This window comes from Paragemmobacter kunshanensis, assembly GCF_011059185.1.
GTDB classification, from domain to species: Bacteria; Pseudomonadota; Alphaproteobacteria; order Rhodobacterales; family Rhodobacteraceae; genus Paragemmobacter; species Paragemmobacter kunshanensis.
Genome location: NZ_JAALFE010000001.1, coordinates 54,137 through 76,951, shown reverse-complemented (window position 1 = coordinate 76,951; position 22,815 = coordinate 54,137). Strand labels below are relative to the sequence as shown.

23 protein-coding genes and 1 other RNA gene are annotated in these 22,815 nt (G+C 65.8%); 13 read left to right on the top strand and 11 right to left on the bottom strand.

All coding sequences use genetic code 11. The features are described 5' to 3' along the window. Positions 1-87 precede the first annotated feature (87 nt). The gene (gene mscL, locus G5V65_RS00455) at positions 88-507 is read left to right on the top strand and encodes a large conductance mechanosensitive channel protein MscL (RefSeq protein WP_165046457.1); all 420 of its coding nucleotides are present in this window, start codon (positions 88-90) and stop codon (positions 505-507) included. Between the two features lie 64 nt (positions 508-571). On the opposite strand, the gene ald is transcribed toward mscL, so the two are convergent. Further along, on the bottom strand, positions 572-1,690 hold the full coding sequence (gene ald, locus G5V65_RS00450; protein ID WP_165046456.1) for an alanine dehydrogenase: 1,119 nt from the start codon (positions 1,688-1,690) through the stop codon (positions 572-574). Positions 1,691-1,847: 157 nt separating this feature from the next. Here ald and G5V65_RS00445 point away from each other — a divergent pair, with 157 nt between their 5' ends. Then, complete coding sequence (locus tag G5V65_RS00445) at positions 1,848-2,309, top strand: Lrp/AsnC family transcriptional regulator (RefSeq protein ID WP_165046455.1); 462 nt, start codon at positions 1,848-1,850, stop codon at positions 2,307-2,309. Between the two features lie 405 nt (positions 2,310-2,714). Here G5V65_RS00445 and rpsU read toward each other — a convergent pair whose 3' ends face one another. After that, positions 2,715-2,921 carry a 30S ribosomal protein S21 gene (rpsU, locus tag G5V65_RS00440; RefSeq protein WP_023666753.1) on the bottom strand — a complete coding sequence of 69 codons (207 nt, stop codon included), beginning with the start codon at positions 2,919-2,921 and terminating at the stop codon, positions 2,715-2,717. A 107-nt stretch (positions 2,922-3,028) separates the two neighbouring features. On the opposite strand from rpsU, the gene G5V65_RS00435 reads away from it, so the two are divergent. Both G5V65_RS00435 and G5V65_RS00430 read left to right on the top strand, forming a co-directional pair. Then, a complete protein-coding gene (locus G5V65_RS00435; RefSeq protein ID WP_165046454.1) occupies positions 3,029-3,727 on the top strand; it encodes a COQ9 family protein in 699 nt (232 codons plus the stop codon). A gap of 25 nt (positions 3,728-3,752) precedes the next feature. Further along, positions 3,753-4,742: an NAD(P)H-quinone oxidoreductase gene (locus G5V65_RS00430; RefSeq protein ID WP_165046453.1), complete on the top strand. Its 990-nt coding sequence runs from the start codon at positions 3,753-3,755 to the stop codon at positions 4,740-4,742. A gap of 135 nt (positions 4,743-4,877) precedes the next feature. Here the strand turns inward: G5V65_RS00430 and G5V65_RS00425 are convergent, their stop codons facing one another. Further along, on the bottom strand, positions 4,878-5,513 hold the full coding sequence (locus tag G5V65_RS00425) for a ribonuclease T2 family protein (protein WP_165046452.1): 636 nt from the start codon (positions 5,511-5,513) through the stop codon (positions 4,878-4,880). Between the two features lie 124 nt (positions 5,514-5,637). Between G5V65_RS00425 and G5V65_RS00420 the strand changes: the two genes are divergently transcribed. Continuing rightward, a complete protein-coding gene (locus tag G5V65_RS00420) occupies positions 5,638-6,396 on the top strand; it encodes a DUF1013 domain-containing protein (protein WP_165046451.1) in 759 nt (252 codons plus the stop codon). 62 nt (positions 6,397-6,458) lie between these two features. Here G5V65_RS00420 and recR read toward each other — a convergent pair whose 3' ends face one another. The 7 genes from recR to G5V65_RS00385 all read right to left on the bottom strand — a co-directional run bounded on the left by recR (position 6,459) and on the right by G5V65_RS00385 (position 12,463). Further along, entirely contained in the window at positions 6,459-7,079 is a 621-nt protein-coding gene (gene recR / locus G5V65_RS00415) for a recombination mediator RecR (RefSeq protein ID WP_165046450.1), read from the bottom strand. A gap of 1 nt (position 7,080) precedes the next feature. After that, on the bottom strand, positions 7,081-7,434 hold the full coding sequence (locus G5V65_RS00410) for a YbaB/EbfC family nucleoid-associated protein (RefSeq protein ID WP_165046449.1): 354 nt from the start codon (positions 7,432-7,434) through the stop codon (positions 7,081-7,083). Positions 7,435-7,504: 70 nt separating this feature from the next. Beyond that, positions 7,505-7,918, bottom strand: coding sequence for a hypothetical protein (locus tag G5V65_RS00405; RefSeq protein WP_165046448.1), 414 nt, complete (start codon positions 7,916-7,918; stop codon positions 7,505-7,507). Next, a complete protein-coding gene (locus tag G5V65_RS00400; protein ID WP_165046447.1) occupies positions 7,894-9,657 on the bottom strand; it encodes a DNA polymerase III subunit gamma/tau in 1,764 nt (587 codons plus the stop codon). Before G5V65_RS00400 ends, G5V65_RS00405 begins: the two co-directional genes overlap by 25 nt. Positions 9,658-9,813: 156 nt before the next feature. Beyond that, positions 9,814-9,910: signal recognition particle sRNA small type (ffs, locus tag G5V65_RS00395), an RNA gene on the bottom strand. Between the two features lie 55 nt (positions 9,911-9,965). Beyond that, the gene (locus G5V65_RS00390) at positions 9,966-10,592 is read right to left on the bottom strand and encodes an HAD family hydrolase (RefSeq protein ID WP_165046446.1); all 627 of its coding nucleotides are present in this window, start codon (positions 10,590-10,592) and stop codon (positions 9,966-9,968) included. Positions 10,593-10,627: 35 nt separating this feature from the next. Further along, positions 10,628-12,463, bottom strand: a complete 1,836-nt coding sequence (locus tag G5V65_RS00385) for a bifunctional 2',3'-cyclic-nucleotide 2'-phosphodiesterase/3'-nucleotidase (RefSeq protein WP_165046445.1) — start codon at positions 12,461-12,463, stop codon at positions 10,628-10,630. A 169-nt stretch (positions 12,464-12,632) separates the two neighbouring features. Between G5V65_RS00385 and nudC the strand changes: the two genes are divergently transcribed. Together nudC and G5V65_RS00375 are read left to right on the top strand one after the other, a co-directional pair. After that, positions 12,633-13,586: an NAD(+) diphosphatase gene (gene nudC, locus G5V65_RS00380; RefSeq protein WP_165046444.1), complete on the top strand. Its 954-nt coding sequence runs from the start codon at positions 12,633-12,635 to the stop codon at positions 13,584-13,586. Between the two features lie 77 nt (positions 13,587-13,663). Then, positions 13,664-14,137 (top strand): SRPBCC family protein, encoded by a 474-nt coding sequence (locus tag G5V65_RS00375; protein WP_165046443.1) that lies wholly within the window; start codon positions 13,664-13,666, stop codon positions 14,135-14,137. Here G5V65_RS00375 and G5V65_RS00370 read toward each other — a convergent pair. Then, positions 14,134-14,967, bottom strand: a complete 834-nt coding sequence (locus tag G5V65_RS00370) for a prephenate dehydratase (RefSeq protein ID WP_165046442.1) — start codon at positions 14,965-14,967, stop codon at positions 14,134-14,136. The two genes, G5V65_RS00375 and G5V65_RS00370, sit on opposite strands and share 4 nt — an antisense overlap. 124 nt (positions 14,968-15,091) lie before the next feature. Between G5V65_RS00370 and G5V65_RS00365 the strand changes: the two genes are divergently transcribed. The 6 genes from G5V65_RS00365 to G5V65_RS00340 all read left to right on the top strand — a co-directional run bounded on the left by G5V65_RS00365 (position 15,092) and on the right by G5V65_RS00340 (position 22,814). Then, positions 15,092-15,622, top strand: coding sequence for a c-type cytochrome (locus G5V65_RS00365; RefSeq protein ID WP_165046441.1), 531 nt, complete (start codon positions 15,092-15,094; stop codon positions 15,620-15,622). A 177-nt stretch (positions 15,623-15,799) separates the two neighbouring features. Next, on the top strand, positions 15,800-17,722 hold the full coding sequence (locus G5V65_RS00360; protein ID WP_165046440.1) for an extracellular solute-binding protein: 1,923 nt from the start codon (positions 15,800-15,802) through the stop codon (positions 17,720-17,722). A 19-nt stretch (positions 17,723-17,741) separates the two neighbouring features. Continuing rightward, complete coding sequence (locus tag G5V65_RS00355) at positions 17,742-18,890, top strand: microcin C ABC transporter permease YejB (RefSeq protein ID WP_165046439.1); 1,149 nt, start codon at positions 17,742-17,744, stop codon at positions 18,888-18,890. Then, positions 18,890-20,002: an ABC transporter permease gene (locus G5V65_RS00350; RefSeq protein ID WP_165046438.1), complete on the top strand. Its 1,113-nt coding sequence runs from the start codon at positions 18,890-18,892 to the stop codon at positions 20,000-20,002. Before G5V65_RS00355 ends, G5V65_RS00350 begins: the two co-directional genes overlap by 1 nt. Then, positions 19,999-21,594, top strand: a complete 1,596-nt coding sequence (locus G5V65_RS00345) for an ABC transporter ATP-binding protein (RefSeq protein WP_165046437.1) — start codon at positions 19,999-20,001, stop codon at positions 21,592-21,594. Before G5V65_RS00350 ends, G5V65_RS00345 begins: the two co-directional genes overlap by 4 nt. Further along, on the top strand, positions 21,591-22,814 hold the full coding sequence (locus G5V65_RS00340) for a glycosyltransferase (protein ID WP_165046436.1): 1,224 nt from the start codon (positions 21,591-21,593) through the stop codon (positions 22,812-22,814). The genes G5V65_RS00345 and G5V65_RS00340 overlap by 4 nt, the downstream gene beginning before the upstream one ends. The last annotated feature ends 1 nt before the right edge of the window (position 22,815 follow it).

The window sequence follows — 22,815 nt, the reverse complement described above, 5'->3', positions numbered from 1 at the left end:
TAGGCTGTCCCTGCCGCCGGGGCAAAGGGACAGTGCCTGTTTCGCACATGGCGGAAAGTAACAAGGAAAAAACGTGGGAACCGTGAAATGCTGAATGAATTCAAGACGTTTATCGCGCGGGGGAATGTCGTCGACCTTGCGGTGGGTATCATCATCGGTGCGGCCTTCACGGCCATCGTGAACTCGCTCGTGGGGGATCTGATCAACCCCATCATCGGGCTGATCACCGGCGGCGTAGACTTTTCGAACCTGTTCATCGACCTGTCGGGAACGGATCCCGTCTCGCTCGCCGCGGCGCGCGATGCGGGGGCGCCGGTCTTTGCCTATGGGGCCTTCATCACCGCCGTGATCAACTTCCTGATCATCGCCTGGGTGGTGTTCCTGCTGGTGAAGGCGGTGAACAAGCTCAAGGATGCCACGGCGAAGAAAGAGGCCGCCGAGGCCGCCCCCGCCGGGCCGACGGAACTGGATATCCTGATGGAAATCCGCGACTCGCTGAAGAAATAAGCCGCCACGGATCGGGCAAGGGCCGCGGGATGAACCCTGCGGCCCTTGTGTTTCCGGACAGCCGTCAGATCGCCAGCGCCTCCGCCGCGCTGATCGTGGGCAGGCCCAGCGCCGTGCCGACCGCCGCATAGGTCAGCTTGCCGGCATGGGTGTTCAGCCCGGCCAGAAGATGCCGGTCCTCGGCGCAGGCGCGCTTCCAGCCCTTGTCGGCCAGGGCCAGCAGGAAGGGCAGCGTCGCATTGCCAAGCGCCTGGGTCGATGTCCGCGCCACCGCCCCGGGCATGTTGGCCACGCAGTAATGCATGATCCCGTCCACCTCATAGATCGGGTCCTGATGCGTGGTCGCGCGGGAGGTCTCGAAGCAGCCGCCCTGGTCGATCGCCACATCCACCAGCGCCGCGCCGGGTTTCAGTTCTTTCAACTGCGCGCGTGAAATCAGCTTGGGCGCCGCCGCGCCGGGGATCAGGACCGCGCCGATGATCATGTCGGCCTGCCGCGCCAGTTCGATCGTGGTGGCCGCATCGGCATAGCCGCATTTGAACTGCCCGCCGAAGACGTCATCCAGATAGCGCAGCCGGTTCACCGAACGGTCCAGCACGGTGACATCCGCCCCCATCCCCGCGCTGATCTTGGCGGCATGGGTGCCCACCACCCCGCCGCCGATGACCAGCACCTTCGCGGGCAGCACGCCGGGCACGCCCCCCATCAGCACGCCGCGCCCGCCATTGGCCTTCTGCAGCGTCCATGCCCCGACCTGCGGCGCAAGCCGCCCCGCCACCTCGGACATGGGCGCCAGCAGCGGCAGCCCGCCGCGATCATCCGTCACCGTCTCATAGGCGATGGCCGTGACGCCCGATGCCAGCAGATCCTTCGTCTGCGCCGGATCCGGGGCCAGATGCAGGTAGGTGAACAGAAGCTGCCCCTCGCGCAGGCGGGCACGTTCCACCGCCTGCGGCTCCTTCACCTTCACGATCATCCCGGAACTGTCGAAAACCTCTTCCGCCGTCCCCGCGATCCGCGCGCCTGCGGCCTGGTAATCCGCATCCGAAAAGCCCGCGCCGATACCGGCGCCGGTCTCCACCAGAACCTCATGCCCATGGGCCACCGCCTCGCGCGCGGCATTGGGCGTCATGCCGACGCGGAATTCCTGCGGCTTGATCTCTTTCGGACATCCGATCTTCATCTGGTTGCTTCCTCCCGTTCCGGGCACGGATACGGCCCGCTGTGGGAAAAGCTTCCGTCAGCTTCCCCGCCGTTTCTTTGATTTCTGCATGACGCGGGGGCGGCCTTGCGGTAGATTTCTTCGCAATCGGCCCAGATGGTGAAAGTTTCTTCCGCGAATGTCCGAACTCGACGCAACCGACCGCCGCATCCTGACCGTCCTGCAGAAGGAAGGCCGCATCACCAATGCCGATTTGTCGGAACGGGTGAACCTGTCGCCCTCGGCCTGCCACCGCCGCACCCAGCGGCTAGAGGAAGAGGGCTTCATCGCCCGTTACGTGGCCCTGCTCGATCCGCGCCGCCTTGGCCGCCCGACGACGGTCTATGTGGAAATCACCCTGCAGGGCCAGGCCGACGAGTTGCTCGATGCCTTCGAACGCGAGGTGGCGCGCATCCCCGACATCCTGGAATGTCATCTGATGGCGGGGCAGGCGGATTACCTGCTCAAGATCATGGCGCAGGATACCGAGGATTTCGCCCGCATCCACCGCCAGTATCTGTCGCGCCTGCCCGGCGTGCGGCAGATGCATTCCTCCTTCGCGCTGCGGACTGTGGTCCAGACCACCGCGCTGGCCGTGTAGGGCGGGGTTCACCCCGCCATTCCCGACGCCCCCACTTCCGCGCAAAACGGAATTTGACGCAAATTCCGTCCCGAAATCTGACGCAGATTTCGGGCCCCTTCCGTAGCGCACCGCCGCCAAGCGAAATCTGCGTCAGATTTCGCCCCGATTTCTGCGTCAGAAATCGGTTCCGCACTCGCGCAATCGCGCACGGTTAACCATGATTTCCCGGGTCAACCTGCCGGAATTTGTATGCACGCCCTGCTGCACCGCGCGTCTGCACCGGCTGTGGCACGGTCGGATCGGGACATCCCGCTGAAATTCCCGGGAAAACCCCAAGGTTAATCCCCGGCGCAATGAAAAACCCCCGGCCTTGCGGACGGGGGTTGATCGGTTGGGGATCGCTCCCCCAGTGTCGCAAACGCCTCAGAGAGCGCCTTCGCGCTGCGCCTTCTTGCGCGCGAGTTTGCGCGCACGGCGGACCGCTTCGGCTTGCTCGCGCGCTTTCTTGACGGACGGTTTCTCGAAATGCTGCTTGAGCTTCATTTCACGGAAAACGCCTTCGCGCTGGAGCTTTTTCTTCAGGGCACGGAGTGCCTGTTCGACGTTATTGTCGCGGACGCTGACCTGCATGTGGTTGTCACCACCTTCCTAAGTTAGAGTTGCACTACAGTGTGCAGGCGCGCGCCCTATAACAAAGGAAATCGCCCCTGTCCACCAAAGCCCCGAAGGAGTCTGCCATGGAAAGCCCGCAAAGCCCTGAAAACGCCCGCGAAGCGGTGCTGGATGCCGCGCTGTCCCATGTTCCCTTCGATGGCTGGTCCGAAACCACCCTGCGCGCCGCCATTACCGATTCGGGCGTGGCCGAAGGTCTGGCCCGCGCGCTTTTTCCCCGTGGCGGCATCGACCTTGCCGTGGCCTTTCACAAGGACGGCGACCGCCAGATGGCGGAAACCCTTGCAAAGGCTGACCTTTCCCAGATGCGCTTTCGCGACCGGGTGGCCTTTGCCATCCGCACCCGCCTTGATCTGGTCGCGGATCGCGAACTGGTCCGCCGCGGCACCACCCTTTTTGCCCTGCCGCAGCACGCCGCCGAAGGGGCGAAACTGATCTGGGGCACGGCGGATGCGATCTGGCTGGCGCTGGGCGATACGTCGCGCGATCTGAACTGGTATTCCAAGCGCGCCACGCTTTCCGCGGTCTACGGATCGGTCGTGCTTTACTGGCTGGGCGATGACAGCCCGGGCCATCAGGCGACCTGGGATTTCCTGGATCGGCGCATCGACGATGTGATGCAGATCGAAAGCCTGAAGGCGAAGCTGCGGGAAAATCCCCTGGGCAAGGCGCTGCTTGCGGGTCCGGGCCGGGTGATGGAGAAATGGCGTGCGCCGACAGTCCCCGATGACCTGCCCGGCCGGATCATGAACCGCTTCCGCTGAAGCCCGCCGACAGGAAGACCGCAGAATGGAACTTTCGCATCACATGCGCGCCGTCGAGATCACCGAACCCGGCGGTCCCGATGTGTTGAAACCCTGCACCCGTGCGGTGCCCGTGCCGGGCCATGGGCAGATCGTCATCCGGGTGGCCTATGCCGGGGTGAACCGCCCCGACGCCCTGCAACGCGCGGGCAGCTATGCGCCGCCTGCCAATGCCTCGCCCCTGCCGGGGCTGGAGGCATCCGGCACCGTCGTGGAAACCGGCCCCGGCGTCACCCGCTATAGCATCGGCGACAAGGTCTGCGCCCTGCTGCCCGGCGGCGGCTATGCCGAATATGTCACCACGCCCGAGGCCCATGCCCTGCCCATCCCCGATGGGCTGTCGATGAAAGAGGCCGCCTGCCTGCCCGAGACCTGCTTCACCGTCTGGTCCAATGTCGTGATGCGCGGTGGGCTGAAGGCGGGGGAGCGGTTCCTCGTCCATGGCGGATCGTCGGGCATCGGGACGACAGCGATCCAGATCGCCAAGGCGCTGGGTGCGCGGGTCTTCACCACGGCAGGATCGGATGAGAAATGCGCGGCCTGCGAAGCCTTGGGCGCGGAAAAGGCGCTGAACTACCGCAGCGGCGATTTCGTTGCCATGATGCATGACGAAGGCGGCGCGCAGCTGATCCTCGACATGGTCGGGGGCAGCTATCTGCCGCGCAACGTGAAGGCGCTGGCGACCGAGGGGCGCTTGGTGCAGATCGCCTTCCTGCAAGGGGCGAAGGTGGAGCTGAACTTTGCCGAGGTGATGATGCGCCGCCTGACGATCACCGGATCGACCCTGCGCCCGCAAAGCGACCTGGCCAAGGCCCGCATCGCGGCCGAGGTGGAAGCGCATGTCTGGCCGATGATCGCGGCAGGCAAGTTCCGCCCGGTGATGGACAGCGAATTCCCGCTTGAACAGGCCGCCGCCGCCCATGCCCGGATGGAAAGCTCCGGGCATGTCGGCAAGATCGTCCTCAAGGTCGAATAGGTTGGATGAGCAGATGGCTGCCAAGGGGCAGTCGCGGGCAGGTGACGTGGGACAGTTCCCCGCAAGGCTGCAAATCCTTGCGGAATGTCGGGTCTGGAAAAGCGGCCGTGCATTCGGAAGGCGCGGTCCGCGGGTTCAGCGCACGGCCTCCATCGCGGCGACGCCGCGGCAGACGCGCCCGACATCCCCGCCGCAATCGCGGAATTCCAGATCCTTCGTCAGGCAGATCCGCACCTCCTGCACCATGCCGGACCGGCAGGTCACCACCACGCCGTCGGGTGCAAGATCCGGGTTTGCCTCAAGAAAGGCGTCCTCGATCACATCCGCCTCGACGCGGATATCGCGCGACAGCCCCTGCAGGGGCGCAGGCACCGACACGCGCCCAAAGGCCGCGCGCGCGGTGTCATAGAAATCCGCCGCCGACAGGCCGGAACAGCGGCCATGCTTCTTCCACTGATAGAAGGCCGCGCCTGCCCCGCCGAAGACATCCGCCTGCGCCGCCGTCAAGGCGCGGGGCGGATCGCGTTCGGGGGTGCGGCAGAAGGAGGGCCAGCCCTCTTCGTATTGCGGCCAGAGGCCGTGCAGCACGAAACCGATCCCGCGCCCGGTGTCGCATTGCGGATCGTCGCGCGCATCGCCCTCCAGCGCGCACCAGCTGGAGGACCAGGACAGGGCCATGACGTAATAGTCGAAATCCCCGGCCCTTTCGCCTTCGGCCCGGGCGGGGGCCGCGGCAAGAAGGGCCAGCAGCAGCAGATGGATCACGCGCATTTTTACTTTCCTCTGTCGCAGGAACCGACTATATCCCGCCCTGAACTTCCCCGAAATCGTGGAATGGCGGCCCCGGTCGCAGCCGATTTCCCGGCCCGAGAGAGATATTGCAAGGAGCAATCCTATGAACAAACCGCTCATGGCAAAGGCCACCGCCGTCTGGCTTGTGGACAACACCACCCTGTCCTTCAAGCAGATCGCCGATTTCTGCGGCATGCACGAGCTTGAGGTGCAGGGGATTGCCGATGGCGACGTGGCCACCGGGGTGAAGGGTTTCGATCCCATCGCCAACAACCAGCTTGAGGCGGTAGAGATCGAGAAGGGTCAGGCGGACCCGCTTTACAAGCTGAAGCTGAAGCACAACCTTGCCGCCGTGGGCGAGGAAAAGCGCCGCGGTCCGCGCTATACCCCGCTGTCCAAGCGGCAGGATCGCCCCGCCGCGATCCTGTGGCTGGTGAAGTTCCACCCGGAACTGTCGGATGGAGCCATCGGCAAGCTGGTGGGGACGACCAAGCCCACGATCCAGTCGATCCGCGAACGCAGCCACTGGAACATCAACAACATCACCCCCATCGACCCGGTCGCGCTGGGCCTGTGCCGCCAGTCGGAACTGGATACCGCCGTGCAGCAGGCCGCGCGCAAGAAGGCCGCCGAGGGGACCGTCATGTCGGATGACGAACGGCGCAAACTGGTGTCCACCGAACAGTCGCTGGGCATGTCGCCCGAGGCGAAGATGCCGTCCTCCATCGCCGGGCTGGAAGCGTTCAGCCTGACCGAGCGCGAAGAGAAGCCCGCCGATTTCTCGGATGCCGAAAGCTTCTTCAACCTGCCGCAGTCGGATGACGACGAGGACGAGGATGAGGATGACAACCGCCGCCGCTAAGGCGCGGCTGGCACGAAACGGTATGGGCCGGGGCAGAGATGCCACCGGCCCTTTCCTTTGCATCAGAAAGACTTGCGCGCCCGCAGCGCCGCGCCCAGCGTGCCATCGTCGAGATAGTCCAGCTCGCCCCCGATGGGCACGCCCTGCGCCAGCGAAGTGACGGAAACCCCCGTGGCCGCCAGGGCATCGGCGATGTAATGCGCGGTGGTCTGGCCATCCACCGTGGCATTCAGCGCAAGGATCACCTCGCGCGTAGCTTCCGTCGCGACCCTCTCGATCAGGTCGGGGATGCGCAACTCCTCGGGTCCCACGGCATCGAGTGCCGAAAGCGTGCCGCCCAGCACGTGATAGCGCCCGCGGAACACCCCCGCGCGTTCCAGCGCCCAGAGATCGGCCACATCCTCGACCACGCAGATCTCGCCCGTGGCGCGGCGGTCATCGGCGCAGATCGCGCAGATGTCGGAGGTGCCGATATTGCCGCAGATCCGGCAATCGCGGGCCGAGACGGCCACCTGCGCCATGGCCTGCGCCAGGGGCGCCATCAGCGCCCCGCGCCGTTTCAGAAGCACCAGCACCGCGCGGCGGGCCGAGCGGGGGCCAAGCCCCGGCAGGCGCGCCATCAGGTCGATCAGCGCCTCGATCTCGCGCGGGGTGTCGCCGCCATGGGCGCCGCCTGCGGCCATGTCAGAAGGGCAGCTTCATGTCGGCGGGCAGACCCAGCGCTTCGGTCATGCGGCGCATTTCCTCGGCCATGCGCATCTGGCCCTTGGACTGCGCATCCTTGATCGCGGCGAGGATCAGATCCTCGACCACTTCCTTTTCCGAGGGGACAAGGATCGAAGGGTCGATATCCAGCCCGGTCACCTCGCCCTTGGCGGTGGCGCGGGCCTTGACGAGACCGGCCCCGGCTTCGCCGATCACCACGGTATTGGCCATCTCGGCCTGCATTTCGGCCATCTTCGTCTGCATGTCCTGCGCGGCCTTCATCATCTTGGCCATGTCGCCAAGGCCGCCAAGGCCACCGAGTCCCTTCAGCATCGCGATACTCCTTCGTTCCGGCGCGCAGGACACAGTGATAGGGCCTGCATCGGGGCGCGGCAAGGCTGGCTCATGCCGCGGGTTTGCCGCGCGGCCGGGCGCGGAAGCCCCGGACAAGCACCACCGCCGCCATCAGGACGAGCAGGATGGATGCGGGCATTGCCGTGCCGATGCAGCCTTCCGACATGGCCAGCCCCGCCGCATCGGACGTGCGACCGATGGTCAGCAGCCAGGCCAGGCCAAGCGCGGGCAGGGCGAGGATCGCGGAAAGCCAGGGGCGCGGAAAGACAAGGCCGATCCCCAGCAGCAGGATGATCCCCAGCCCCAGCGGCGAGCCGAGGATATAGAGCGTCTCGCCCCAGGCGCCGACCGGCCCGTCGGCGGGCTGCCAGCCCGGGCGCTGCGTGGCGCAGATGCCCGCCTGAGCCGCCCCCGGGGCAAGCGTGGCCGTGACGGCGATCAGCCCTCTTCGAAGGGGTCCCATTCGTCCTCGACTTCCGGCAGGGCCTCGGCCTCGGCTGCCGCGGCAAGGGCGGCAGGCGTGCGGATATCCGCGATCCTGGCGCCGGGGAAGGCCGTCAGGACGGCCTGGACAAGGGGATTGCGCAGCGCCTCGGCCTCGGCCTCGCGGCGGGCCTGATCGCGCTGTTCGGCGATGGTGGGGGCGCCGCCTTCATTGACGACGGAGACACCCCAGCGCGCGCCTGTCCACATCTGCAGGCGCTGGCCGAGTTGCGCGGCAAGGTCCGGGCTGGCCTCGCGGCTGGGCTGGAATTCGATCCGGCCCGGCGCATAGCGGACAAGGCGGAGGCCGGTCTCCACCTCGTAAAGCAGCTTCATGTCGCGCTTTTCGCGGATCAGGTCGACCACCTGATCGAAGCTGACAAAGACCTGAAGCGTGCCTTCGGCCACGGCAAGGGCCTGTTGCCCGCCGCCCTGCATGACCGGGCCGCGCGCGGGGGAAGGGGGGGCCATGCGCATGGCGGGGGCATGGACCATGCGCCCACCGCCGCCCGCAGGCGCGCCGCCCCCGCCACCGGGGGCGGGCCCGGGCTGCGGGGCGGATTGCAGCTTGCGGATCAGGGTTTCGGGATCGGGCAGGTCGGCCACATGCGTCAACCGGATCACCGCCATCTCGGCGGCCATCATGGCATTCGGGGCCAGCGCCACCTCTTCCAGCGCCTTGAGCAGCATCTGCCACATCCGCGTCAGCACGCGCATGGGCAGGCGCGTGGCCATGTCCATGCCGCGGGCGCGTTCATCGGGCGGGGTTGTCGGGTCTTCGGCGGCGGCGGGGGTGATCTTGACCACGGAAAGCCAATGGGTGATTTCCGCCAGATCGCGCAGCACGGCCATCGGATCGGCCCCGTCGGCATATTGGCCCGCCAGTTCCGAAAGCGCCCCCGCGGCATCGCCCGTCACGATCAGATCGAACAGGTCCAGCACGCGGCCCCGGTCGGCAAGCCCCAGCATCGCGCGCAGCTGATCTGCCGTCACCTCGCCCGCGCCATTGGAAATGGCCTGATCCAGCAGCGATGTGGCGTCGCGCGCCGATCCTTCCGCCGCGCGGGTGATCAGCGCCAGCGCGCCATCGGTGATCTGCGCGCCTTCCGCCGTGGCGATGCGGCGCAAAAGGGCCATCATCACCTCAGGCTCGATCCGCTTCAGATCGAAGCGCTGGCAGCGTGACAGGACGGTGACGGGAACCTTGCGGATCTCGGTCGTGGCGAAGATGAACTTCACATGGGCGGGCGGTTCCTCCAGCGTCTTGAGCAGCGCGTTGAAGGCGCTGGTCGAGAGCATGTGAACCTCGTCGATGATATAGATCTTGTAGCGCGCGCTGGCCGCCCGGTAGTGGACGGAATCGATGATCTCGCGGATGTCGCCCACCCCGGTGCGCGAGGCGGCGTCCATCTCCATCACATCGACATGCCGGCCTTCGGCAATCGCGCGGCAGGGATCGCAAAGGCCGCAGGGATCGGTGGTGGGTCCCCCGGTGCCATCGGGGCCGACGCAGTTCAGCCCCTTGGCGATGATCCGCGCGGTGGTCGTCTTGCCGGTGCCGCGGATGCCCGTCATCACGAAGGCATGGGCGATGCGATCGGCGGCGAAGGCGTTCTTCAGCGTGCGCACCATCGCCTCTTGCCCGACAAGATCGGCAAAGGTTTCGGGGCGGTACTTGCGGGCAAGAACCTGATAGGCCTTGTCGGGCGTGTCGGACATGGTCGCTCCTTGATCGGGTCCAACCTAGTGCGACTGGGGAAGTCAGGGCAAGGTCGATGGTGGGCCGCAGGGCGATCCGGATGGTGTGCTGCGCCAGGTGGAGGGGAATGCCCGGCGCGAGAGGGCGCGCCCCATTCAGGCGAAGGCAGGGGAAAGGGTGAGAGGCTGGACAACGACCCAAGCGGGGCTCGTTACGGCTGCTACCTTCCGGTCCTGACCGGGTTGGCGAGGCGCTCGCCCGCGCCAACCTCTCGACCGGGGATATAGGCCCCCGGGCGCGGATTCGCAAGCGCCGCAGGCGGACCCGTTCAGATGACCCCCGCCGCCCGCGCGCCAGAAAGCAGGTCCTGTGCCAGATGGCGGGCAAAGCGGCCCTCGGTCGGGGCGACGTCGGGCACCTGGACAACGGTGCAGCCCGCGCGATGCGCGGCTTCGGCACCGATATCGCTGTCCTCGAAGACGAGGCAGCGCGCCGGGTCGACGCCAAGCTGCCGCGCGGCCAGGAGATAGGGCTCTGCCGCGGGTTTGGGTTCGCGCACGTCATCAAAGGTCACGACGATCCGGAAGTGATGCGCGATGCCCGCAAGGCCCAGCTTGTGATGCGCGCCCTGCCGCCCGGTCGAGGTGACAAGGCCCAGCGGATGATCCAGCATCTCCAGCAGTTCCGCAGCCCCGGATTTCAGCGGCAGGCCTGCGTTCAGCCCGGCCTCGAAATGCGCCCGCCAGGCATCGCGGAAGGCCGGAATGTCAAGCGCGGGAAGGGAGGCCCGGATGATCTGTTCCGCCTGGGGTTCGGCCTTGCCGACAAGGCCGTGCATGAAGCTTTCCTCGACGGAATGGCCCAGATCGGCAAAGGCGCGCAGACCCGTGACAAGCGCAAGGCTTTCGGTATCCACCAGCGTCCCGTCCAGGTCGAAGAAGATCGCGTCGAACATGCCCTGCTCCGTCGGTTCGGGGCCGTCCTATCCGATCAGAGCCGCAAACGGAAGCGCATGAAGCCCGGCTGCGCGCCGGGCAGGGCTTCGGGGCCCAGGGTGGCGATGTGATCCGTGCAGGTGATGGCGCGGGCTGAGGTTTCGAACAGCGCCGTGGCCCCCAGCGGGCGCAGGTGCCAGTCGAACCCGGTGCCGGGCGTGAAGGGCGGGCCTTCGGACAGATAGCGGACAAGGGCCGCGCGGGTGGGGGTCTTGTCATCCAGAACGATGCGGTCGCGCCGGCAGGCGGGAAAGCCGCCGCTGCCCGCGGCGCGATAGCTGTTGGTGGCCAGGATGAAGCGGTCTTCGGGGTGAAGCGCCCTGCCGCCATGGGAAAGGTCGCGGATGCGATGGGCGCCCGGCGCGGCCAGGCGGCCCATGGCATCGAAGCGCGGGGGCTGCGACAGGTCGATCGCGAAGGACAGCCCGTCGATCAGATCGAAGTCGAAACCGGGATGATCGGGATTGATCAGGGGAATGTCCCTGTCCCCCGGGCGCAGCGTGGCGAACTGGATGACGGCCCGTTCCAGCCAATCCTCCAGTTCCGCGCCAGAGATCAGAAGGCCCACCACGGTATTGGGAAAGGGGTAGATGTCATTGGCATGGCGCAGTTCCAGGGGCCCGGGCCCTATCTCGGTGAAATAGTCGGGCCCGCCGCGCCCGCCGACGCGAAAGGGGGCCGCTGCCGACAGAAGCGGCAGATCGGCGAAGGCCGTCTGCGACAGCCTTTCGCGCAGGTGATGGGCCTGGGCGGCGGCGACAAGGCGCAGGATGTCGGTCGGGGCGACCCGGGCGAAATAGCTGCAGAGCGGCACCGACGTCTGCCCGATCTGGGTGCCGAGCCAGCCCCTTGCCGCCTGATGCGCCTCGCCGCAGACCGTCTGCAGCCCCGGATGGATCGCTGCCCTGGCCTGTGCGGGCAGAAGTTCGGCCCGCGCCCCGGACAGCGACCAGGCCCTGCCATCATGGCGCAGCGCCATGTCGATCTGCCCGAGATGCGAGCCGAAATAGCCCGGCATCACGGCGGGCGTTCCGTTCAGAAGCGCCTGACCGCTGTCCTGCCGGGCGTCCTGTGGATCGGGAAAGACCATATGGGTATGGCCAAGCACCATCGCATCCGCCCCCGACAGGGCCGCGAGGGGCAGCCCGACATTCTCGGTCCCGCCCTCGGCCCCGGTTTCGGGCCCGGAGGGGCCGATGCCGGTATGGGCCAGAAGGATGACGACATCCGCCCCCGCATTGCGCAGCGTCCGCACCTCTTGCGCGGCGGCAAGAACGGCGTCTTCGGCCGACAGGTTCCCGTTGATCGAGCCGGCCTCCCACTGGATCGTCTGCGGCGGGGCGATCCCGGTGATGCCGATCCGGATCGGGCGGCGCGCGCCATCGGAGGCGGCCATGCTGCGTTCGATCAGGATGGAGCGGTTCACCAGCGGGACATCGTCCAGAGACCGGATATTGGCCGAGATCATGGGAAAGCTGGCTTCCGCGATGGCCCGTCGCAGCAGCGGCAGGCCATGGCTGAATTCGTGATTTCCCAGCGTCGCCGCGTCATATCCCAGTGCGTTCATGGCCGAGATCATCGGATGCGGCTGATCCGTGCCCTGCTCGGCCGCCCAGTCGCCCAGGGGGCTGCCCTGCAGGAAATCCCCATTGTCCAGCAGCAGGGTATTGGGGCATTCGGACCGGGCGTCATCAATCAGATGCGCCAGATCAGACAGGCCGAGGCCTTCCTGATGGCGGTCTGCGTGATAGTCCCAGCCAAAGGCATGGGCGTGCAGATCCGTCGTGGCAAGCAGCCTCAGGACTGCCTCGAAGGCGGGCACATTCGTCATCCCTTGAAGGGCGAGAGCTACGGGGCAGATCCGCAGCGCCGCGTCTGTAATGCATAGTTTACAACTATTGCGTGTCTTTTGGCAAGAGAAGTTTACACCGGCAGGGGGTTTGCCTTGCGGGGGGCGGCATGGCAAGACAGCGGCGCAGGACAGGGGTGGGGCAGGTCTGATGCGGCTGGCTGAAACGGTGACTTTTGGCGGCTCCGGTCTGGACCGGGCGGCGCATCTGCGCGGCGATGCGGACAGGCTGGCCGAATTGGCGCGGACGGGGCGCATCCTGCCTGTCTGGCGGGGCAAGCCGCTTTGCCTGCCGGACGAGGGGCTGGGCTGGGTTGCCGCAGGGTCGCCGGTTCTGGCAAAGGCGGGGCCGCTTGTGTTCCTCGGGCTGGACGAGGGCCGTGCGGTCTTTGCCGCGGACATTTCCGACTGGCCCCCCGAAGCCGGGGCCGAAGGGGTGGAGCAGGGGTTTCTCGACACCACGCAGCAACGCCATCCGGCGCTTGATCCCGAATTCTGCTTTGCCGAATTGCGGGCCGTGATGACCGGGCTTTCCCCGCGTGAGGCGGAACTGGCGGCCACGGCCAAGGCCGTGCTGCACTGGCACCGCAGCCACGGCTTCTGTTCGGCCTGCGGCGCGGCGTCCGACATGGCCGAAGGCGGCTGGCAGCGCCGCTGCCCAGCCTGTGCTGCGTCGCATTTCCCGCGCACGGATCCGGTGGTGATCATGCTGGTCACGCGTGGCAACAGCGTGCTTTTGGGGCGGAATGCCGTCTGGCCCGAGGGGATGTTCTCGCTTCTGGCCGGTTTCGTCGAACCCGGCGAGACGATCGAGGCAGCCGTCCGCCGCGAGGTGCAGGAGGAGGCGGGCGTGCGGATCGGGGCCGTCCGCTATCTGGCCAGCCAGCCCTGGCCCTTTCCCGCAAGCCTGATGCTGGGCTGCGCGGCCGAGGCGCTGAGCGCAAAGATCACGCTTGATCCGGCCGAACTGGAAGATGCCTGCTGGCTGAGCCGCGAAGAGATGGTCACGGTCATGGCAGGGCGGCATCCGCGCATCAGGCCCGCAAGACCCGGCGCGATTGCGCATTTCCTGATTGCGAACTGGCTTGCCGACAGGCTTGATTAGTCGGCATATCGCCGGGGCGGCATAACATTGCCCCGGATTTGGTCGAGTAGGTGGTGGCATGACGGGTCGGGACGGGAATGAAGCTTAGCGGTCGGACAGATATCGGGGCGCCTCTCGGCGTCGTTTTCGCGGCGCTGTCGGATTTCGATGCGTGGGAACGTTCCGCCATGCGCCGCGGCGCGGATGTTCACCGCACCGACAAGCTGCGGCTGCCCGGGCCGGGAATGACATGGCAGGCGCGCTTTGCCTGGCGCGGGCGCGAGCGGCAGTTGCAGGTTCGGCTGTCGCGGCTGGAGGCGGACCAGTTCCTTGCCGTCGATTTCGACGGCCCCTCGGTCGAGGGGGTGCTGAACATCGAACTTGTGGAACTGGCAGCGCGGCGGACGCGGATGCTGATGCAGGTCGAGACCAGGCCCCGCACCCTTGCGGCGCGGCTGTTCATCCAGTCGATGAAACTGGCCAAGGGGCGTGTCCAGCGCAAGTATGACGCCCGCCTTCAGGCCATCGCCCGGGACATCGAACAGCGCTATGCCGGTCAGCCGACGCTTTAGCCGCGTTCGCGATCGGCCGGATAGACGCCAAGGATGTTGAAGGCCGAGGTGAAATAGCGCAATTCGTCGAAGGCCAGTTTCACATTCGGATCTTCCGGGTGGCCTTCGATATCGGCGTAGAATTCGGTGGCGGTGAAGCTGCCGCCGACCATGTAGCTTTCCAGCTTGGTCATGTTGACCCCGTTCGTCGCGAAGCCGCCCATCGCCTTGTAAAGTGCGGCAGGGATGTTGCGGACGCGGAAGGTGAAGGTCGTCATCATCCGGCCCGCGCCGCGGCGGGAAAGATCGGGGTCACGCGACATCACCAGAAAGCGCGTGGTGTTGTTGGCGTGATCCTCGATATGGCGGGCAACGACATCAAGCCCGTAGATCCGGGCCGCCAGCTCTGATGCCAGTGCCGCGCGGGCGGGATTGCCGGCTTCGGCCACTTCGCGGGCGGCGCGGGCATTGTCGCTGCTGACCTTGCCCTTGATGCCGTGCTTGCGCAGGAAGCCCGCGCATTGCGGCAGGATCACCACATGGCCATGCGCCTCGGTGATCTGGTCCAGCGTCGCGCCGGGCACGCCCAGCAGGTTGACATGGACACGCACGAAGGCCTCGTCCACGATATGCAGCCCGGCCCGGGGCAGAAGGGAATGCACATCCGCCACGCGGCCATAGGTGGAATTCTCGACCGCAAGCATCCCCAGATCGACAGCGCCCGAGCGGGTAAGTTCGACGACATCCTCGAATGTCTGGCAGGGCACGGCCTCCATTTCGGGGCGGGCCTGCGTGCAGGCCTGGTGCGAATAGGCCCCGAGTTCCCCCTGGAATGCGATGCGTCCGGTCATGTCGGCTGGGCTCCAACTGCGAAAACCCCCCAAAAGGGGCGATTGGTCGCGCTAGTATACCTTGAAACCGGGTGGTGGAAGCGGATACATACCGCGCCAAACGACGGCCAAGGGAAGGCGCGACATGTTCGACACGATGACGATGACCAAGGCAACCGGTGCGATCTGCGGGTCGCTGCTGGTCTATCTCTTTGCGGCCTGGGGCGCGGAAAGCCTGTACCATGTCGGCCATGACAGCCATGGTGGCGAAGGCGAGGAAATCGCGCAGGCCTATTCCATCGACACCGGGGCCGAGGAATCGGCTGGTGAGGCCGTGGAAGAAGGCCCCGATTTCGCGACCGTCCTTGCTTCGGCCGATCCGGCCGCGGGCGAGAAGGTCTTTGCCAAGTGCAAGTCCTGCCACAAGCTGGATGGCGCGGATGCCACCGGCCCGCATCTGAACGGCGTCGTGGGTCGCGCCAAGGCCGCTTCGGCCGGGTTCGCCTATTCCGACGTTCTGGTCGGCATGGCGGCGGATGTCTGGTCGGAAGACAATCTGAACGCCTTCCTCGAAAACCCCAAGGGCTATGCCCCGGGCACCAAGATGTCTTTCGCGGGTCTGCCCAAGGTGGAAGACCGGGCGAACCTGATCGCCTATCTCGCCACCGTGCAGTAAGTGGCGCGGGATTGATTGCGCAGGGGGCCGTTTCCGCAAGGAAGCGGCCCTTTTGCCATTTCCGGCCGCTGATTGCGTGCGTTTCACGCAAACGCAACTTGTGGCTTGGACATCGGGCGAATTACCTTACATCCGCAAGCGAAGGCCGGTGACAGGCCGATGACAGGGGAGAGCGGGATGCGCAGAGCAATGGCCGGTGCGGGCGATGGGGCTTTGGCGGTGCGGTGGACCGCGCGGCCGATCGTCTGGAGCGGCCTTCTTGCGCTGTCGCTGGCGGCGGCCTGGGCCGTGGCGGCCCATGCCCAGGGGGACACGATCACCAGCCATGCGATCACCACCTTCGGCGATCCGCCCAAATATCCGGCCGACTTCGCGCATCTGGATTACGTGAACCCCGATGCGCCGAAAGGGGGCGAGATTTCGATCTGGACGGCGGGCGGCTTTGACAGCATGAACCCCTATTCCGTGAAGGGGCGCGCGGCGGCGCTGTCTTCGGCGCCCTATGAATCCATCCTGACCAGCACGGCCGACGAAATCGGCACCTCCTACTGCCTGCTGTGCGAGACGATGGAATATCCGGCCGACAGGTCCTGGGTGATCTTCAACCTGCGCCCCGGCATCACCTTTTCCGACGGCACCCCGATGACGGCCGAGGATGTGGTGTTTTCCTTCAACCTCTTCCTGACCAAGGGCCTGACGGATTTCCGCACCGTCTTTGGCCAGCAGGTCGACAGGGCCGAGGTGCTGGATCCGCTGAAGGTGAAATTCACCTTCAAACCCGGCGTGCCGACCCGCGATCTTCCGGCATCCGTGGGCGGGCTGCCGATCATGTCCAAGGCGCATTACGAGGCGAACAATCTGGATCTGGAGGAAAGCAGCCTGACGCCCTTCCTGGGGACCGGGCAATATGTGCTGGACAGGATGGATGTGGGCAAGTCGATCGCGTGGCGGCGCAACCCGGATTACTGGGGCAATGACCTGCCCATCAATCGCGGGCGCGGCAATTTCGACGTGATCCGCGTGGAATATTACGGCGACTATCAGGCCGCCTTCGAAGGGTTCAAGGCGGGCAACTACACTTTCCGCAACGAAGCGTCCTCGATCACCTGGGCCACGGGATATGATTTCCCTAGCGTGACGAACGGGCAGGTGAAGAAGGTCGAACTGCCCTCGGGCGCCAAGGCCAGCGGGCAGGCCTTCCTGTTCAACCTGCGGCGCGAGAAATTCCAGGATCCGCGTGTGCGCGAGGCGATCGGGTTGATGTTCAACTTCGAATGGTCGAATGCCACGCTGTTCTACGGGCTTTACGACCGTATCCATTCCGTCTGGGAAAACACCGAACTTGCCGCCACCGGCACGCCCGGCCCGGAAGAGGTGGCGATCCTGCAGCCGCTGGTGGATGAGGGGCTGCTTCCCGCCAGCATCCTGACGGATGAGGCGGTGATGGCCCCCGCATCGGGCGAGCGGCAGCTGGATCGGGGCAATGTGCGCAAGGCCTCCGCCCTGCTGGATGAGGCGGGCTGGACCGTCGGCGATGACGGCCTGCGCCGCAATGCCAAGGGCGAGGTGCTGCGCGTGGAATTCCTGAACGACAGCCCCACCTTTGACCGCGTCTTCAACCCCTATGTCGAAAACCTGAAGGCCATCGGGATCGACGCGCTGATGACCTCGATCGACAATGCCCAGATGGAGGCGCGGACCCGGCCGCCGCAATATGATTTCGACATCATCACCGGCAATGCCCGGTCCGACTATATCTCGGGGTCCGAGTTGAAGCAGTATTACGGGTCGGAAACGGCGGATGTGTCCTCCTTCAACCAGATGGGGCTGAAATCGCCCGCGGTGGACCGGCTGGTCGATGTGGTGATGGCGGCGGATTCGAACGACAAGCTGCGCGTCGCGACACAGGCGCTGGACCGGGTGCTGCGGTCCGAACGGTTCTGGGTGCCGCAATGGTTCAAGGCCACGCATACCATCGCCTATTACGACATGTACGAACATCCCGAGACGCTGCCCCCCTATGCCTTGGGAGAGCTGGATTTCTGGTGGTACAACGCCGAGAAGGCCGCCGCGCTGCGGGCATCCGGCGCGTTGAAGTGATGGAAGGCGGGCAGCGCTGATGGGCGCCTATATCCTGAGGCGGCTGTTGCTGATCATCCCGACGCTGATCGGGATCATGGTCATCAACTTTTCCCTGACACAATTCGTTCCGGGCGGCCCGATCGAACAGGTCGCCGCCCGTCTGGAAGGCGATGGCGATGCGCTGGAAAGCGTGTCGGGCGGCGGCGATGCGGGCGTGGATCAGGGCCGCGACGACGGCTATATCGGCGCGCGGGGCCTGCCGCCGGAATTTCTGGCCGCGCTGGAAGTGCAGTTCGGCTTTGCGCGCATCGTCTGTGACGAGGGGTTCACCGGCACGCCATCCGTCACCGCGCCGGAATGCCGGAAAGAGATGATCCCCGCGACCGAGCGGTTCTTCATCATGATGTGGAACTACATGCGCTTCGATTTCGGGGAAAGCTATTTCCGCTCCATCGACGTGGTCGATCTGGTGATCGAAAAGATGCCCGTGTCGATCACGCTGGGCCTGTGGTCCACGCTGATCGCCTATCTGATCTCCATCCCGCTGGGCATCCGAAAGGCCGTGCGCGACGGCACGCCCTTTGACACATGGACAAGCGGCGCGATCATCGTGGGCTATGCGATCCCCGGCTTCCTGTTCGCGATCCTGCTCTTGGTGCTGTTCGCGGGCGGATCCTACTGGAAGATCTTCCCGCTGCGCGGGCTGACATCGGACAACTGGGAACAGCTGTCGCTGATGGGCAAGGCGCTGGATTACCTCTGGCATATCGCGTTGCCGGTCATCGCCTCGACCATTTCCAGCTTTGCCACGCTGACGCTGCTGACCAAGAACAGCTTTCTGGATGAGATCAAGAAGCAATACGTGATGACCGCCCGCGCCAAGGGGCTGAGCGAGGGGCGCGTGCTTTATGGCCATGTCTTCCGCAATGCGATGCTGATCGTGATCGCGGGCTTTCCGGCGCTGTTCGTCAGCGTCTTTTTCGGGGGCAGCCTGATCATCGAGACGATCTTCTCGCTTGATGGGCTGGGGCAGTTGGGCTTCCGCGCCGCGGTAGAGCGGGATTATCCGGTGATCTTCGGCACGCTGTTCTTCTTTGGCCTGATCGGGCTGGTGATGGGGATCATTTCGGATCTGATGTATGTCTGGATCGACCCCCGGATCGACTTTGGCTCGCGGAGGGGATGATGGCACTGTCCCCGCTGAACCAGCGCCGCTGGCGCAACTTCAAGGCCAATCGCCGGGCCTTCTGGTCGCTTTGGATATTCCTTGTGCTTTACGGCATCACGCTTTGCGCCGAGGTGATCGCGAATGACCGCCCCCTGCTGGTCAGCTATCGGGGCGAGTTGCACACGCCCTTCCTGCGCTTCTATCCCGAAACGGCCTTTGGCGGCGATTTCCGGACCGAGGCGAAATACACCGATATCGAGGTGCAATGCCTGATCCGGTCAGGCGGCAGTCTGGATTGCTGGGACGATCCCGAAGGGGTGATCGCGCAGGTGGAGGATGGCAGCCGGGCAGGCGCGGATCCCGACTTCGTGCAGGGCTGGATCCTGTGGCCGCCGATCCCCTACAGCTATAACACGATCAACGATCTGGCGGGGCCAGCGCCTTCGGCGCCGGATGCGAACCACTGGCTTGGCACGGATGACACGGCGCGCGACGTGCTGGCGCGGGTGATCTACGGGTTCCGCCTGTCGGTCAGTTTCGCGTTGATCGTGACGCTGATCACCTCGGTCGTGGGCATCGCCGCCGGGGCGGTGCAGGGCTATTTCGGCGGCCTGACCGACCTGATCTTTCAGCGGATCATCGAATTGTGGGGATCCACGCCCAGCCTTTACGTCATCATCATCGTGGCCGCGATCTTCACCATGGATTTCTGGCTTCTGGTGGGGCTGATGGTGCTGTTCGGCTGGACGGCGCTGGTGGGCGTGGTGCGGGCGGAATTCCTGCGGGCGCGCAACTTCGAATATGTGCGCGCGGCCAAGGCGCTGGGCGTGTCGGACCTTGTGATCATGTTCCGCCATGTGCTGCCCAATGCCATGGTGGCCACGCTGACCATGCTGCCCTTCATCATCACCGGCACCATCGGCAGCCTTGCCACGCTGGATTTCCTTGGCTTCGGCCTGCCCGAAAGCGCGCCCAGCCTTGGCGAACTGACCCAGCAGGCCAAGCAGAACCTGCAGGCGCCCTGGCTGGGTTTCACCGCCTTCTTCACCTTTGCCATCATGCTCAGCCTTCTGGTCTTCATCTTTGAAGGCGTGCGCGATGCCTTTGACCCGAGAAAGACCTTCCGATGAACGCGGTGCTGGAGGTTTCGGGGCTTTCCGTGCGGTTCCGTCAGGATGGCCGCGTGATCGAGGCGGTGAAGGGCGTGAGCTTCACCGTCGGCAAGGGCGAGACGGTCGCACTGGTGGGGGAAAGCGGATCGGGCAAGTCGGTTACGGCGCTGTCGACCGTGTCGCTGCTGCCCGACAGCGCGGGGGTCGAAGGGTCGATCCGCTATCTTGGCCGCGAAATGGTGGGCGCGTCAGAGGCCGAACTGCGCCGCGTGCGGGGCAATGACATCAGCTTCATCTTCCAGGAGCCGATGACGAGCCTGAACCCCCTGCACACGATCGAGCGGCAGTTGGGCGAAAGCCTGGCCCTGCATCAGGGCCTGACGGGCGATGCGGCGCGGGCGCGGATCGTGGAACTTCTGGAAAAGGTCGGCATCGCCGAGGCGGAAAGCCGGCTTGGGGCCTATCCGCACCAGCTTTCGGGGGGGCAGCGCCAGCGGGTGATGATCGCCATGGCGCTGGCCAACGGGCCGGAACTGCTGATCGCCGATGAACCGACAACCGCGCTGGATGTGACGATCCAGGCGCAAATCCTTGACCTGCTGGCCGAACTGAAGGCGCGGGAAGGGTTGAGCCTTCTGTTCATCACCCATGACCTTGGCATCGTGCGGCGGATCGCGGATCGCGTCTGCGTCATGCAGGGCGGCGAGATCGTGGAACAGGGACCGGCGGCAGAGATCTTTGCCAATCCGCAGCATGCCTATACGCGCAAGCTTCTGGCGGCCGAGCCGACGGGCCTGCCCGAACCCGTGCCCGCCGATGCGCCCGAAGTGGTGCGCACCGAAGGGCTGCGCGTCTGGTTTCCCATCCAGCGCGGGCTGATGCGGCGGACCGTGGGCCATGTGAAGGCGGTGAATGACGCCACGCTGTCGGTGCGGGCAGGCGAAACGCTGGGCATCGTGGGGGAAAGCGGATCGGGCAAGACGACGCTTGCCCTGGCGATCCTGCGGCTGATCGGGTCCGAAGGGCCCGTGGTCTTCATGGGGCGCGACCTGAGGGGTGCGCGCGGGGCCGATCTGCGGGCGCTGCGGCGCGACATGCAGGTGGTGTTCCAGGATCCTTTCGGCAGCCTTTCCCCGCGCATGACGGCGGAACAGATCATCGCCGAAGGCCTGGGCGTGCATGGGCTGGAACCCGGGCGCGACCGCCGCGCCATGGTGGCCGAGATCATGGCCGAAGTGGGCCTGAACCCCGACTGGATGGGGCGATATCCGCATGAATTTTCCGGCGGGCAGCGGCAGCGCATCGCCATTGCCCGGGCGATGATCCTGCGGCCCCGGCTTGTGGTGCTGGACGAACCGACCAGCGCGCTGGACATGACGGTGCAGGTGCAGATCGTCGACCTGCTTCGGGCGTTGCAACGCAAGTGGGGCCTGGCCTACATTTTCATCAGCCACGACTTGCGGGTGGTGAAGGCGTTGTCGCACAGGGTGATCGTGATGAAGGCGGGTGATGTGGTTGAGGCGGGCGCTTCGGAGGCGGTTTTCGAACGGCCGCAGAATGACTATACCAGAACCCTGATGGCGGCGGCCTTCGGGGGGGTGTCTGCGTGAAGATCCTTCTCGTCCATCAGAACTTTCCCGGCCAGTTCCTGCATCTTGCGCCCGCGCTGAAGGCGCGCGGCCACGAGGTCACGGCCCTGACCGACATCCGCAACCAGCGCGCGACGGATATCCCGACCCTGCGCTATCGCCATGACGGGGCAAAGGTCGAGGCGGCGCAGGCCCGGCTGGGGCGCAACTTCATCACCCAGAGCGACCGGGGCGTCACCGTGGCGCGTGCCTGCCTGCGGCTGCGCAACGAGACGGGTTATGTGCCGGATGTGATCTTCGGCCATTCCGGCTGGGGCGAGACGCTGTTCCTGAAGGAAGTCTGGCCCGAGGCGCGGCTGATCGTCTATGCCGAATTCTACTATCGCGGGCGGGGCGCGGATGTCGGCTTCGATCCCGAGGCGGGGGATGCCGGATTTGATCAGGTGATGATTGCGCAGGGCCGCGCGGCGCATCTGGGCCAGTCCCTGCTGCATGCCGATGCCGGGATCGCGCCGACGGAATGGCAGGCCTCCACCTATCCGCCCGCCCTGCGCCGGATGATCGAGGTGATCTTCGACGGTGTCGACAGCGACAAGGTGACGCCGGATCCGGCGGCCATGGTGGAACTGCCCGGCGGCCATGTCCTGCGCGCCGGGGATGAGGTGCTGACCTTCGTCAACCGCAACCTGGAACCCTATCGGGGCTATCACACCTTCATCCGCGCCCTGCCCGAGGTGCTGGCCGCCCGGCCCGCGGCGCAGGTGGTGATCGTGGGGGGCGACGAGGTCAGCTATGGCCCCGCGCCAAGGGACGGGCGGCGCTGGAAGGACATCTACCTGGACGAGGTGCGCGGCCGGATCGACGCAAGCCGCGTGCATTTCCTGGGCAAGGTGCCCTATGGCACATTCCTGTCGCTGATGCAGGTCAGCCGGGCGCATGCCTATCTGACCTATCCCTTCGTTCTGTCATGGTCGATGGTCGAGGCGATGTCGGCCGGCGCGCTGGTGATCGGATCGGACACGGCCCCCGTGCGCGAGGTGATCCGCCATGGCCAGAACGGGCTGCTGGTGGATTTCTTCGATGTCGCGGCCTGGTCGCAGACGCTGATCACCGCTCTGGCAGAGCCGGAACGCTTTGCGCCACTGCGCGCGGCGGCGCGGCAGACGGTGCTGGATCGCTATGACCTGCGCCGGATCTGCCTGCCGCGGATGATCGAGATGGTGGAGCGGCAGGGCAGCTAGG

Coding starts and splice junctions, on each gene's coding strand:
- mscL (WP_165046457.1), top strand. CDS start 88: ATGCTGAATGAATTCAAGACGTTTATCGCGCGGGGGAATGTCGTCGAC.
- ald (WP_165046456.1), bottom strand. CDS start 1,690: ATGAAGATCGGATGTCCGAAAGAGATCAAGCCGCAGGAATTCCGCGTC.
- G5V65_RS00445 (WP_165046455.1), top strand. CDS start 1,848: ATGTCCGAACTCGACGCAACCGACCGCCGCATCCTGACCGTCCTGCAG.
- rpsU (WP_023666753.1), bottom strand. CDS start 2,921: ATGCAGGTCAGCGTCCGCGACAATAACGTCGAACAGGCACTCCGTGCC.
- G5V65_RS00435 (WP_165046454.1), top strand. CDS start 3,029: ATGGAAAGCCCGCAAAGCCCTGAAAACGCCCGCGAAGCGGTGCTGGAT.
- G5V65_RS00430 (WP_165046453.1), top strand. CDS start 3,753: ATGGAACTTTCGCATCACATGCGCGCCGTCGAGATCACCGAACCCGGC.
- G5V65_RS00425 (WP_165046452.1), bottom strand. CDS start 5,513: ATGCGCGTGATCCATCTGCTGCTGCTGGCCCTTCTTGCCGCGGCCCCC.
- G5V65_RS00420 (WP_165046451.1), top strand. CDS start 5,638: ATGAACAAACCGCTCATGGCAAAGGCCACCGCCGTCTGGCTTGTGGAC.
- recR (WP_165046450.1), bottom strand. CDS start 7,079: ATGGCCGCAGGCGGCGCCCATGGCGGCGACACCCCGCGCGAGATCGAG.
- G5V65_RS00410 (WP_165046449.1), bottom strand. CDS start 7,434: ATGCTGAAGGGACTCGGTGGCCTTGGCGGCCTTGGCGACATGGCCAAG.
- G5V65_RS00405 (WP_165046448.1), bottom strand. CDS start 7,918: ATGGGACCCCTTCGAAGAGGGCTGATCGCCGTCACGGCCACGCTTGCC.
- G5V65_RS00400 (WP_165046447.1), bottom strand. CDS start 9,657: ATGTCCGACACGCCCGACAAGGCCTATCAGGTTCTTGCCCGCAAGTAC.
- G5V65_RS00390 (WP_165046446.1), bottom strand. CDS start 10,592: ATGTTCGACGCGATCTTCTTCGACCTGGACGGGACGCTGGTGGATACC.
- G5V65_RS00385 (WP_165046445.1), bottom strand. CDS start 12,463: ATGACGAATGTGCCCGCCTTCGAGGCAGTCCTGAGGCTGCTTGCCACG.
- nudC (WP_165046444.1), top strand. CDS start 12,633: ATGCGGCTGGCTGAAACGGTGACTTTTGGCGGCTCCGGTCTGGACCGG.
- G5V65_RS00375 (WP_165046443.1), top strand. CDS start 13,664: ATGAAGCTTAGCGGTCGGACAGATATCGGGGCGCCTCTCGGCGTCGTT.
- G5V65_RS00370 (WP_165046442.1), bottom strand. CDS start 14,967: ATGACCGGACGCATCGCATTCCAGGGGGAACTCGGGGCCTATTCGCAC.
- G5V65_RS00365 (WP_165046441.1), top strand. CDS start 15,092: ATGTTCGACACGATGACGATGACCAAGGCAACCGGTGCGATCTGCGGG.
- G5V65_RS00360 (WP_165046440.1), top strand. CDS start 15,800: ATGCGCAGAGCAATGGCCGGTGCGGGCGATGGGGCTTTGGCGGTGCGG.
- G5V65_RS00355 (WP_165046439.1), top strand. CDS start 17,742: ATGGGCGCCTATATCCTGAGGCGGCTGTTGCTGATCATCCCGACGCTG.
- G5V65_RS00350 (WP_165046438.1), top strand. CDS start 18,890: ATGGCACTGTCCCCGCTGAACCAGCGCCGCTGGCGCAACTTCAAGGCC.
- G5V65_RS00345 (WP_165046437.1), top strand. CDS start 19,999: ATGAACGCGGTGCTGGAGGTTTCGGGGCTTTCCGTGCGGTTCCGTCAG.